Annotated in this window: 13 protein-coding genes; 7 read left to right on the forward strand and 6 right to left on the reverse strand. The window is 32.8% G+C overall.

Features of this window, described 5'->3' with window-relative positions:
• Positions 1-228: 228 nt before the first annotated feature.
• Positions 229-1437: an ATP-binding protein gene (locus IJI93_RS02655; RefSeq protein WP_292819511.1), complete on the reverse strand. Its 1209-nt coding sequence runs from the start codon at positions 1435-1437 to the stop codon at positions 229-231.
• Between the two features lie 991 nt (positions 1438-2428).
• Here IJI93_RS02655 and IJI93_RS02660 point away from each other — a divergent pair.
• On the forward strand, positions 2429-2839 hold the full coding sequence (locus IJI93_RS02660; protein WP_292819514.1) for a C-GCAxxG-C-C family protein: 411 nt from the start codon (positions 2429-2431) through the stop codon (positions 2837-2839).
• A 173-nt stretch (positions 2840-3012) separates the two neighbouring features.
• On the opposite strand, the gene IJI93_RS02665 is transcribed toward IJI93_RS02660, so the two are convergent.
• The 4 genes from IJI93_RS02665 to IJI93_RS02680 are packed head-to-tail and all read right to left on the reverse strand — an operon-like array spanning position 3013 to position 5641.
• On the reverse strand, positions 3013-3453 hold the full coding sequence (locus IJI93_RS02665) for a cupin domain-containing protein (RefSeq protein WP_292819517.1): 441 nt from the start codon (positions 3451-3453) through the stop codon (positions 3013-3015).
• A gap of 20 nt (positions 3454-3473) precedes the next feature.
• Positions 3474-4325, reverse strand: coding sequence for an SDR family oxidoreductase (locus IJI93_RS02670; RefSeq protein ID WP_292819520.1), 852 nt, complete (start codon positions 4323-4325; stop codon positions 3474-3476).
• 15 nt (positions 4326-4340) lie between these two features.
• Complete coding sequence (locus IJI93_RS02675) at positions 4341-5198, reverse strand: aldo/keto reductase (protein ID WP_292819523.1); 858 nt, start codon at positions 5196-5198, stop codon at positions 4341-4343.
• Between the two features lie 14 nt (positions 5199-5212).
• A complete protein-coding gene (locus tag IJI93_RS02680) occupies positions 5213-5641 on the reverse strand; it encodes a MarR family winged helix-turn-helix transcriptional regulator (RefSeq protein ID WP_292819526.1) in 429 nt (142 codons plus the stop codon).
• Between the two features lie 117 nt (positions 5642-5758).
• Between IJI93_RS02680 and IJI93_RS02685 the strand changes: the two genes are divergently transcribed.
• From IJI93_RS02685 to IJI93_RS02705, 5 genes are all read left to right on the forward strand, one after another.
• Positions 5759-6367: a flavodoxin family protein gene (locus tag IJI93_RS02685; protein WP_292819529.1), complete on the forward strand. Its 609-nt coding sequence runs from the start codon at positions 5759-5761 to the stop codon at positions 6365-6367.
• A 17-nt stretch (positions 6368-6384) separates the two neighbouring features.
• Positions 6385-6924, forward strand: a complete 540-nt coding sequence (locus tag IJI93_RS02690; RefSeq protein WP_292819532.1) for a DapH/DapD/GlmU-related protein — start codon at positions 6385-6387, stop codon at positions 6922-6924.
• A 12-nt stretch (positions 6925-6936) separates the two neighbouring features.
• Positions 6937-7329, forward strand: a complete 393-nt coding sequence (locus IJI93_RS02695; RefSeq protein ID WP_292819535.1) for a nuclear transport factor 2 family protein — start codon at positions 6937-6939, stop codon at positions 7327-7329.
• Positions 7330-7584: 255 nt separating this feature from the next.
• Positions 7585-8064, forward strand: coding sequence for a GNAT family N-acetyltransferase (locus IJI93_RS02700; RefSeq protein WP_292819538.1), 480 nt, complete (start codon positions 7585-7587; stop codon positions 8062-8064).
• Positions 8065-8582: 518 nt separating this feature from the next.
• A complete protein-coding gene (locus IJI93_RS02705; protein WP_292819541.1) occupies positions 8583-9974 on the forward strand; it encodes an MFS transporter in 1392 nt (463 codons plus the stop codon).
• Positions 9975-10175: 201 nt separating this feature from the next.
• Here the strand turns inward: IJI93_RS02705 and IJI93_RS02710 are convergent, their stop codons facing one another.
• Positions 10176-11015: an SDR family NAD(P)-dependent oxidoreductase gene (locus IJI93_RS02710; protein WP_292819543.1), complete on the reverse strand. Its 840-nt coding sequence runs from the start codon at positions 11013-11015 to the stop codon at positions 10176-10178.
• Positions 11016-11108: 93 nt separating this feature from the next.
• On the opposite strand from IJI93_RS02710, the gene IJI93_RS02715 reads away from it, so the two are divergent.
• Positions 11109-11522, forward strand: a complete 414-nt coding sequence (locus tag IJI93_RS02715; protein WP_292819546.1) for a MarR family winged helix-turn-helix transcriptional regulator — start codon at positions 11109-11111, stop codon at positions 11520-11522.
• The last annotated feature ends 360 nt before the right edge of the window (positions 11523-11882 follow it).

Below are 11882 nucleotides of genomic sequence, written 5' to 3' on the forward strand. Positions count from 1 at the left end.
CACATAAGTATTCATATTACAACTCTCCTCAAAATAATTTTAATTAATTAATAATTTAATTTTTAAGTTATATATAATTAATAGCTATTTAATTAATACCCGCATATATAATACTTTAGCAATGCAATAACACAATTCGTCTTTGGAAACATTAATATCAAAAACTGATAAAATAAACTTATCTAGTTGACTATAGAACTTAATTATGATGGGTAGAAAAATAGTAATTTATATGTAGTCAGATGTTAGAAAGTCTATGATGTTTCTGTGTTTCAGTCCGCTGCCGGAGAAATCCATTTTATCCATGCTAAAGACGTATTTATCGAAGTTGTCGTTGATTTTTGCAAGTCCTGAAAATTCTCGCTCTATTGTTTTATCACTTTCCAATTGATAGGTTACCTGAATGTAGATTTTTTCTTTATCCCTGGTGCAGACGAAATCGATTTCCTTATCGTTTATCATTCCTATCTTTACATCATAGCCTCTTCTGAGAAGTTCTATGTAGACTATGTTTTCAAGGATTGAGCCCATGTTTTCTATTTCTCCGTATTTTGCCTGATAAAATCCATGGTCAACTATGAAGTATTTTTCGTTGTGCTTGAGTACTTTTTTTCCTTTTATGTCTTCTCTTGGTGCCTGGTGTATGAAGCATGCATTTTTTGAGTATAATAGATAATCCAGTATTGTGTCCTTTGATATTTTTCTTCTTTCGTGTTTCAGGTATTTGACTATGTTTCCGGCTGAGAAATTTTTTCCAAGGTTCATTATCACATAGTCGAGTATTCTGTTCAGCATGTCGGTGTTTCTTATGTTGTGTCTTGTTACTATGTCTTTTAGAAGTATTGTATTGTAGATGTCACTTAAGTAGGAATATTTGTCCTGTGCTGCAACCTGTTGAATTGGTGGCATTCCACCATATTCCACATACTCTTTAAACAGTTCCTCCAAATCATTGGCGTCTGTTTTTTCTATTTCCTTTTTGTATTGTATGAATTCTGCAAATGAGAATGGGTAGATGTTTATCTGGTAGTATCTGCCTGATATGAGTGTTGCCATTTCACCGGACAGCAGTTCTGAGTTGGATCCTGTGATGTAGATGTCACAGTTAAGGTCGACTCTGCATGCGTTTATGCTTTTTTCCCAGTTTTCCACGTTTTGTATTTCATCAAACAGCAGATAGACTTTGCCATTTGTGTTTTCAGTCAGGTTCATTATGCATTCGTCGAGCTGCTTGAAGTTTTCTATCTTGTTGTATTTCATGGACTCGAATGAAATCAGGAATATGTTTTCCCCTTTTATTCCACGGTTTTCAAGTTCTTTCTGAATACTTTTTAATAAGTATGTTTTGCCGCTTCTTCTAACGCCAGTTATGATTTTGATAGGTTCCTTATCTATCATTCTTTCGATTTGGTTTAAGTATAGTTCCCTTTTAATCATTTTTTCACCGCACAATACTCTGTATTGCATTTTTGTATTTTAAAATATATAAATTTTGTCGATTACATTCTACAAAAATAATAATATTGATACAATTGTAGAGTACAATCGACAATATATTTAAAGTTAATGTAATTGTCGAATACACTCGACAATATACAAATTCATAATTAAATAATAGATTATACTCCCCCATTTAAGTAGTTTTGCTTATAAATGAAATCAATCTTACAAACTCATACAACTATTGCTTCAAACATGAAAATAATATAGATATCAAGTAAATTTACATAAAACAAGACTTATGATTAATACTAACAAAATTCAATAAAATACAAAATGTAATTAAGCGATGCTAAAATAGAATTATATGAAAATCATTTAACAAGAGCCACATAGCATACACTATCTCATTTCCAATTGGAAACATAATACTCTTTTTAATTCCAACACACAATAAACAAGTGAATGAAATATTTAATTATTTTAAATTTCAAAAAGTAGTGTGAGAGAAAAGTTATACAACTATCGCATGAGTTTTCATATTTTAACCTCTCCAAATAATACTTAATTAATATTTTAAGTTTCAAGTTATATATAATTAATAGCTATTTTTTCTTTTCATTTAACAGTTGATTTTGACATTAACATCAGCCATTTGAGATTTGAAAATTGCTTTGAAAAACCCTGCTATATGAGTTGAATCAAGTTTGATTTTCAATATCTCTGGCGTTAATGTCAGCAGCTCACCAAATGAAAGTTTTGAGAATTAACTTTGTTTAAACGAAATGTTCGTATTTTTATAGGGGTTCTTCATATAAATTAAAGAGTTTTAAGAGGCAAAATCGATAAGTATCGGAATTATTTTATATGTTCTGTCTGAAAATTTCTAAATCCTTGAAACATATGAAACATGCCTAGTAGGTAATGCCCGTAGTGCCATCCAGTTAATGCTATACATTGATAAGTCAAAATAATTAAATTATAATATATGAAAAATATAGAAAATGCTATTCAATTATTTGAAAACGGATATGTGTGTTCACAAGCGGTATTTGCAACATTTTCACAGAATTTAGGTCTTTCAGAAGAACAAGCCTTGAAAATCGGCGCATGCTTTGGCAGAGGTATGCGTAAAGGTGAAGTTTGCGGTGCTTGCACAGGTGCACTAATGGCATTAGGCCTTAAATATGGTGATAGTAAAACCAAAAGCAATGAAGTGTGTGAAAAATTTTTAGATGAATTTGAAAAGGAAAACAGATCATATATCTGTAGAGAGTTACTTAATTGTGACATTAGAACCGAAGAAGGTGTTAAATACGCATTGGATAATAATATATTCAAGGAGTTTTGTCCAAAAATGATTGAATCTGCAACTAAAATAACTGAAAATTACCTATAGATTTATGGTGTAGGTTAACTTTCAAAAATTTAATAATTACAGAAAAATAAATTCCCTATCCTAGTTTTAGTTCTGGAATTTGATAATCATGCGAACTATATCATACGTTTTATACGAATTGTTCGCATATTTGAGATTTGTTGTTGGTGATGGTTCAATAGTTATGTCTAATCTTAATCGATTAAATTATTATAGTGTTCCTCATCTACTTCTTCTAACCATTCATTGCTTGTATTTTCACCTGGAACTTCAACAGCAATGTGTGAAAACCATGAATCTGCTTTTGCACCATGCCAATGCTTTACATTTGCAGGAATGGTAATTACAGTGCCAGGAACAAGACTTTTAGCTTCTTTGCCTTCTTCTTGATACCATCCTTCACCTGCTATACAAATCAAAATTTGTCCGCCTCCATTGCTTGCCTTGTGAATGTGCCAATTATTTCTGCATCCTGGTTCGAAAGTGACATTGGCAACAAATACTGGAGATTCTCCAAATTCATTTAAGGGATTTAGGTATGAGTTTCCGATAAAATATTGTGCAAAGGCATCGTTTGGACTGCCCATGCCAAAAATATTTGCCTTTTCAAAATCTTCTTTGTTTAAATATTTCATAATCTATGCCTCCTGTTTTTTTATTGTAATTCCAGGGAGTATCTTCCACTGGCTATTGATGCTATTACTCCACCGTCAACCAGGAGATCAATTCCTGTGATGAATGATGAGTCATCGCTCAATAGGAATTCTGCAGCTCTTGCAATCTCTTCTGATGTTCCTACTCTTTTTGCTGGGGATGAATTAATCATTTCCTGATAGGCATCACCTGCTGATTCAAATTCGTCATAGGCTAGTGGAGTTACTATGATTCCCGGTGAAATTGAGTTTATTCTCGCACCTCTGTCTGCCCAGGATGTTGCTGCGGCGGTTCTGACCTTTAGATGGTTTGCCCTTTTTGCAACTACATATGCCACACCTGAATTGACCATTGCATCATTTTTAACGAAATCCAAATCCTTTAACTCATCAGTTGATGCCAATGCAATTTGCTGTTCGACTTCAGGAGGCAAATTCATCATGTATCCAGTTTGGCTTGAGATGATGAGCCCTGCACCTCCTTTGGCCATATATTTTCCGAATATGTCAATTGCAAGGGATGTTGCAACAAGATCCAGATTAATGATATGCTCCGGGCTTGCCTGGTTCGGTGATGCGCCCGCAGTGTGTATGTAATATTTAACATCTCCAAGCTCACTGGCCCTTTTGGCAAACGCCTCAACGGATTCTGCATCCATTGCATCGACAACCTGTGTTTCCACGGCATATCCATTATATTTAAGCTCTTCTTCTCTTGCTTTAAGGTTATCTTCATTGATATCTCCTAAAAGTATTATCCTATTTGTACTTATTCTTTTTATTATTGCGGTTCCCATGCTTCCTGCACCAAGCAATGCAACTACTTCCCTATTTTCGTTTAAGTTAAATTCCATGTTTTCGCCTCCATTCTATTCATTTGCATGCACATCAAATGCATTCATTAACATTTCACCTACGCCTGGAGCATCAGGGTCATGTGAACCTTTTCCAGTGTCCAATGCACGTAGCTTATCCATTTCGCTGTCAGTTAGCTTGAAATCAAATATTTCCATGTTTGATTTGATTCTTTCAGGGTTCAATGATTTTGGAAACACGATTATTCCTTCCTGATTTTCAAATCTTAAGATTATCTGGCCTGCATTCTTGCCGTATTTTTCGGCAAGTTCCAAGATTATAGGATTATTTAATAAATCCGCATTTCCTCTGCCTAATGGTCCCCAAGCTTGGATTTTAACATCCAATGGATTTAAAATTTCTTTTAATTCCTTTTGCTGGATATATGGATTGAATTCAACCTGGTTGACTGAAGGTATTGAATCAAAATCAGGAACCCATTTGTTCCATAATTTCGGTGTCATGTTGCTCACGCCGACTGAGAGAACTTTTCCTTCTTCCTTGGCCTCTTCCAATGCCCTCCATGCTTCATCAACTTTGCCGTATGGCTGATGAAGTAGATATAAGTCCATATAATCTGTGCCTAATTTTTCCAGTGACAGGTCAATGGCTTTTTTGGCGTCCTCATATTCATAATCCTGTAGCCATAATTTGGAGGTAATCCAAATATCTTCTCTTTCTACTTCACTGTCTTTTACGGCTTGACCCACTTCCTGTTCGTTGAAGTATGCTGTTGCTGTGTCGATGTGTCTTATTCCCAAATCGATTGCAGTTTTCACGGTTTCATATGTTGTTCCGTCTGCAGGAATCATGAATGTTCCAAATCCTATTGCTGGAATTTCCAATCCATCGTTTAATTTCATATATTCCATGTTGTCACCATATTTTAAATCATTGTTATTTTAAATAATATCTCTTTTAAAGTTTTGATTTCATCTTCACTAATGCCGGCTGTAACTTTATCTTCCCAGTTTTGTATGACTTCTATTAGTTCATCTGTCTTTTTGATTCCGTCATCTGTCAATTTGACTAGTTTTTTTCTCCTGTTTTCCGGATCCTCCTTTCGTGCAATATATCCATTGTCCTCAAATTTTCTTAAAAGCTTTGCAATGTATGCTCCGCTCACTTTAAACAATTCCACCAAATCATGTTGGGTTGCAACACCCTGGAATCTTATTCTTAAAAGAACAGAAAATTCCTTTAGTGTCAAATCATTGTAATTAAGGTTGGATTCATAATATGATCCATAACTTGAGATTAATTCCTCAACATAATGGTAAATGAATATGTTTTCTGGATTTTCATCGAATGTCATAATATCTAAACATAATTTTATGTATGCTAGTATAAATAGTTAATCATAGTTAATAGTTAACTTTATATAACAATCAATATAAATTAACTATTAAATTCAACAAAAAGAGTTGAAATCATGAAAGTATTATTAGTAAATGGAAGTCCAAATAAAGAAGGATGCACCTATGTAGCATTAAAGCAAATACAAAAAACCCTCAATGAAGAAAACATAAATTCTGAAATCTATCGTATGGGACATAAAGATATTAGGGGATGCATTGACTGTAGAAAATGCAGCGAACTTAGAAAATGCGTTTTTAATGATGAAGTCAATGCTTTTGTTGAAAAAGCAGAGGAATTTGACGGATTCATCTTTGGTGGACCGGTCTATTACGGTACAGTCAATCCGACATTGACAAACTTCATGACAAGAGTGTTTTTCTCTTCATTTTTTGGCGGAAAACGGATATTTCGCCTAAAACCTGCAGCTGCAGTTGCAAGTGCCAGGAGAGCGGGAACTATGACCGCAATCGATACAATCAACAGATTTTTCACATGGGCTGAAATGCCAATAATCAGCTCAACATACTGGAATGTAATCTATGGTACCAAAGCGGAAGAGGCACTGGAGGATCTGGAAGGATTAAGGACAATGACAACTCTTGCAAGAAATATGGCGTGGTTTTTAAAAATAAAAGAATTAAGTCTAAAAGAGGGAATTCCATTGCCACAACAAAGTAAATAAATTAAGGAGATGATAGAATGGAGAGAGTAGATTTGGATAAAATTTCACAGGAAGAATTGGAACAGTCAATCAAGCAATCAAAAGTCCTGTTTAAATTCAACCACACAGAGCCTATGACTGAAGAATATGCATCATTGCTTAATGAATTGCTCGATGGCAACATCGGAGAAAACAGCACTATCACTGCACCATTTGCCGGTGCAGCATTTCACAAAATGAAAATTGGAAATAATGTGTTTATCAACAGCAACTGCCTTGCAATGGCCAGAGGCGGAATCACAATAGAAGATGATGTAATGCTTGCAGGAAACGTTCAATTATTGTCCAATAATCATGATGAATATGAAAGACAGGTACTTTTATGCGAGAAAATCGTTATTAAAAAAGGGGCATGGATTGGAGCAGGTGTGAGTATTTTGCCTGGCGTCACAGTTGGAAAATATGCAATTGTTGGAGCGGGAGCCATTGTTACAAAAGATGTTCCGGATTATTCTGTGGCTGTAGGTGTGCCTGCAAAAGTTGTTAAAACACTTGATAAAGATAAATTTCCTGAATAAGAAGGTTTTAATATGAATGTATCTGTAATTAATAAAAGAAATTTGACAGACATTCAGGAAGACGTCCTTGAAAGATTTATGGACTTTCAGGAAGCGATGATTGAAAAGAATCTGGAAAAATTAAATGAAATCATATGTGATAATTATACATTAACACATATGTCCGGAAAAACACAGACAAAACAAGAATTCATTGATGAGATCATGTATGGAACACTAAACTATTACAAATCAACAATTAACAATCCTGATATAAAAGTATGTGGTGAAAATAAAGCAATATTTAAGGCAGATGTAACCCTTGATGCAAAAGTATACGGAATTAAAGGAACATGGACTCTTCATTCACAACAAACATTGGAAAAAATAAATAACAAGTGGTATATTAGCAAATGGGATAATTAAGATGATATATTGATGAGATTATATGGTGGAGTTGGAAAAATATGTATGTAAAGAAATTGTAAGTTGATATAATGCCTTAATCTTTTGAATTACTTTAGTAATTATAATATGCGAAATGAATTGTATAGAGTTTCAGTACTTGAAATCGATAAGTATCTGAACTTTATAAGTTTTATACGAAATGTTCTTATTATTTTTTGTTTTCTTAATTAAAAACAAAACATATTTGTATACTAAAAAATAAACATAACATTAATGATAATCAGAGAATTTAACTTAAATGATTTGAATCAAATGATTTCAATCTGGAATGAAATTGTTGATGAAGGAATTGCATTTCCACAGGAAACATTACTGGATTCAAAATCAGGATTGGAATTTTTCTCTTCTCAAAGTTACACAGGGATTTGCTTAATTGACAATGAAATTGTCGGGTTATATATTTTGCATCCAAATAATGTTGGAAGATGTGCCCATATTGCAAATGCAAGTTATGCAGTATCTTCAAAGCATAGAGGAAAACATATTGGTAAACAATTGGTTATTGATTCGATTAAAAAAGCCAAACATTTAGGATTTTTAATTTTGCAGTTCAATGCTGTTGTCGAAAATAATGCATCGGCAAGGCATCTATATGAAAAATTAGGTTTTACGCAACTTGGAACAATTCCAAAAGGTTTCAGATTAAAAAACGGGGAATATGCAAACATCTGTCCATATTATATTGAGCTTTAATTATTTCAACTAATTTTCAAAATCAATTTTCTTCAACAAAGTTTTTTAAGAGTCTAATGGATTTATTCGAGGAGCTCAAAAATTTTATAATTATCAAAAAATAAATTTTTTAGTAGAGTTTTGTGGTTCAAATCGATAATGTTGCGAACTATATCATACGTTTTATACGAATGAAAATCTTTAATTATTATAAGTTCTAAAAAAAGTAGTGTAGAGAGACCATAAGTATGACAACTATCGCATGCCCTTTCATATAATAACCTCAATTATTAGTTAATACTATTTTTCATTTTTAAATTATATATAAATAGCTATTTGAAAAAAATTACAGTTATATAATCTAAATTCATTAAGTTATTTTAACTCATAAATTTACCCGTTCCAAAGGGATAACATGAAATACAATGTTTTTTAATTTATTTCCTACGATATAATGTCATACCTTTAAATACAAAGCAGAACATAACTATTGCCCAGACAATAATTGCTTAGACAATTAAAATTAGGATAGACCAATTATGAAATTTGAAAATAAGAACGGATTGACAACTCTAATCATACTCATAATAGCTGCAAGCGTTACAATAACCTCCCAAAGTATTTTAACCACAAGTTTAAGTCACTATATGCATGACTTTTCAATATCCTCCGCAACGGCACAATGGACGTACTCAGTATTCCTTTTAGTGCTGGGAGTGATGATTCCTCCAACAGCATACATAACCAAAAGATTCAAAATTAAAAGCATATTAAACACTTCACTCATTCTGTTCATAATAGGGTCAGTGATTGCATTTTCAGCAGACAGCATTGAAATTCTAATTCTTGGAAGAATCCTCGAAGCAATGGGAACTGGGATACTAATGCCAATATGCCAGATATTAATATTTAAAGTGGTGAGTGAAGAAAAATGGGGCATCTACATGGGGCTTTATGGATTAATCGTTGGAATAACACCTGCAATGGGACCTACAATTGGAGGAATGCTGGTTGATTTAGTGAATTGGAGATTCATATTTGAAGTATTTGCAATATTTGCGTTCGCAATTTTAATATTGTCCATTTTCTTTGTCAGATTCGAATTAGAAACAGAAAACTATCCTTTAGACATCACCTCACTTATATTGTCCATTTTATTATGTGTTGGAATAATGGTTGGATTTTCAAACATTGCAGAACACGGATTAGACATTATCTATGTAATATTACCAATAATAATCGGACTGATAACCCTAGCATTATTTGTAAAACGCCAAACCAAACTTGAAAAGCCGTTAGTGAACCTTAAAGTTCTAAAAAACAAATACTTTGTTTATGGAACACTTTTTGCCGCAATTTTATACTACACTATGAGCGGGATAAATGTTATGGTTCCATTATTCGCACAAAACATTTCAAATTTCACCCCTACACAGTCAGGATTAATATTACTTCCATCCGCATTAGTCCTGATGGCATTTAATTTCATTGGTCCGATATTATCAGATAAGATTGGAATAAAACCCACTTTAATCATAGCTTCAATTTTAAACATCATATCATTTTCTTCAATGATGACCTATGATATGACTTCAAGTTTTGAATACCTGTTTGTCACTCAAATAATTAGAGGAATAGGGTGCGGATTAGGTTTGACTCCGGCAATAACCTGGACAATAAGTGTTGTTGTAGAGGATGTTGAAGATGCAACTGCAATTAACAACACCACAAGACAAATCATAGGAGCAATAGGATCATCAATGACCGTGGTGATAATGCAAATCCTTGCAAATGGAAATATCACTCACAACCAGACATCTGTAAACGCATTCAGCATGACCTCTTTTGTAATGATAATCCTAACGCTGATTATTTTAATGATTTCAGTGTTATTCATCAAAAGTAAAAATGAAATTGAGGGCTTGAAATGAAATATGCCAACTTCAGCCAATTGATATACATATCATCTCTGAAATATTAATTAAATATGAAAACTTTAAAAAAGACATTTTTAAAGAATTTGATGATGAAGACTGTTTACAGTTAGTAAAATATCTGGAAATGCTATCAGCAAGTCTAAAAAATTACTGAAAATGTTTTGATTTAAATTTGAAATAGGAGTATCTAAACTCCTATTCCATTTGTTTTATCATGGAAGTTGCATATTTTCCACCATCCATAATAATATCGCAACCGGTTAGATATTCATGTCCCGGAGAGAGCAATGCTTTTATTAAACTTGCCATTTCATCCGGTTCGCCCAATCTTTTAAATGCTGTTCCTTTTCTAATTATTTCCAGATTTTCTTCCTGTGTAGCGAGCATAGGTGTCATGAAGGAACCTGGGGCAATAGATATGATACGGCTATTATTCTTTTCAGCCACTCTTTGTGTATTTGCCATTGTATAATACATTACAAAGCGTTTTGAGCAGCAATATGGCATATATGACTCTCCAAGATGTGCCGCTCTTTGATCTTGAATTGGAGGAACCAATTCCAATGTTTTTTCAATGAAATCATCGGAGTCAGGATTCATCCATACCTCAAAATCTTCCGGTTTTGCAGGATAGTAGTAACCTGTGATTGATGAGAAGTTCACAACTGTTGAATCATCTAACTTATCAATGAATGCTTCGAGCACATAATGTGTTCCTAGCATGTTAATTTTAACAATAGCTTCTGGACTGGCAACATCAAAATCTACTCCTGCAGCATTTATTAAGCTACCTATTGGAGCAATTGTTTCTGCATAGTCCGCAAATTCTTTTAATGATTCAGGTTTTGATACATCACATGTTTTTCCGTATGCTTCAATGCCTTCTGATTTAAGTTCTTCAAGTGCGTTATTCAGGCGTTCCTCGTTTCTTCCACCTATAAGAACTGGTCCAAATTCGCTGAGGGCTTTTGCAGTTGCAAGCCCCATTCCTGAAGTTCCGCCGGTTACCACTTGTAATTTATTTTCTAATGTCATATTAACACCTCTGATTATAATTTGTATTTTCCATTAAATAAATATTTGTCTAGACAAATAATATTTTTATATCTATTAATCCAAAATAAATACATGGAATACGATTATATAATCTCATTATGTTCATCAATTAAAAAAGATTACACTAAAAATATTAATTCAATATTAAAGGATTTGAATGTAACATTATCCGATTTTGCTTTTTTAAACATATTGTATCATGAAAATAACTTAACCCAGGACAATCTGGCAAAAAAAGTCCAATATAATAATGCTACTGTTACCCGGTCACTAATAAGATTGGAAAAAAGAGGATTCATCAAAAGAAATCAGAATATTGATGACAAAAGGGAAAAAATTGTCCAGCTAACTCCAATTGGAAGAGAAGTGACACAGGATGTGATTCATAAATTAGAAGAGTATGACCAGCATACATTAAGAGATTTTGATGATGAAGAAATTGAAAATTGCAAAAGATTCCTTAAAAAATACTTAAAGAAATTATAAGTCATATCCATTAACCATTTGTAATCTTCAATGAAAATTTTCACTTGATTTTTTGAAAGAGTCGGAGTGGAAAAATCACTGATGATAAATAATTATCATGAGGTTTAAAAAAAAAAAGTAGTGTAGAGAGGTAAGTGATACAACTATCGCATAAGTTTTCATAAAACTACCTCAATTATTTTAATTAATACTATTTTACTTTTTAAAATTATAAATAAATAGCTATTTTGGAAGCTACAAAAAATAGGAATTAATAGATAATGGTGAAATATATATTAACAATATTGTCATTAATGTGTAGATATTAAAAACTAGAATTCTACTTTTATCATGAAGGTAATTTATACTCTTTGCCAGTTG

Origin of the sequence: Methanobrevibacter sp. (assembly GCF_017431965.1) — an archaeon.
Classification (GTDB): Archaea; Methanobacteriota; Methanobacteria; order Methanobacteriales; family Methanobacteriaceae; genus Methanocatella.

Bases quoted from the DNA above. Each gene is read 5' to 3' on its own strand.
- IJI93_RS02690 (WP_292819532.1), top strand. From the start codon at position 6,385: ATGGAGAGAGTAGATTTGGATAAAATTTCACAGGAAGAATTGGAACAG.
- IJI93_RS02710 (WP_292819543.1), bottom strand. From the start codon at position 11,015: ATGACATTAGAAAATAAATTACAAGTGGTAACCGGCGGAACTTCAGGA.
- IJI93_RS02655 (WP_292819511.1), bottom strand. From the start codon at position 1,437: ATGATTAAAAGGGAACTATACTTAAACCAAATCGAAAGAATGATAGAT.
- IJI93_RS02715 (WP_292819546.1), top strand. From the start codon at position 11,109: ATGGAATACGATTATATAATCTCATTATGTTCATCAATTAAAAAAGAT.
- IJI93_RS02675 (WP_292819523.1), bottom strand. From the start codon at position 5,198: ATGGAATATATGAAATTAAACGATGGATTGGAAATTCCAGCAATAGGA.
- IJI93_RS02680 (WP_292819526.1), bottom strand. From the start codon at position 5,641: ATGACATTCGATGAAAATCCAGAAAACATATTCATTTACCATTATGTT.
- IJI93_RS02695 (WP_292819535.1), top strand. From the start codon at position 6,937: ATGAATGTATCTGTAATTAATAAAAGAAATTTGACAGACATTCAGGAA.
- IJI93_RS02705 (WP_292819541.1), top strand. From the start codon at position 8,583: ATGAAATTTGAAAATAAGAACGGATTGACAACTCTAATCATACTCATA.
- IJI93_RS02685 (WP_292819529.1), top strand. From the start codon at position 5,759: ATGAAAGTATTATTAGTAAATGGAAGTCCAAATAAAGAAGGATGCACC.
- IJI93_RS02660 (WP_292819514.1), top strand. From the start codon at position 2,429: ATGAAAAATATAGAAAATGCTATTCAATTATTTGAAAACGGATATGTG.
- IJI93_RS02700 (WP_292819538.1), top strand. From the start codon at position 7,585: ATGATAATCAGAGAATTTAACTTAAATGATTTGAATCAAATGATTTCA.
- IJI93_RS02665 (WP_292819517.1), bottom strand. From the start codon at position 3,453: ATGAAATATTTAAACAAAGAAGATTTTGAAAAGGCAAATATTTTTGGC.
- IJI93_RS02670 (WP_292819520.1), bottom strand. From the start codon at position 4,325: ATGGAATTTAACTTAAACGAAAATAGGGAAGTAGTTGCATTGCTTGGT.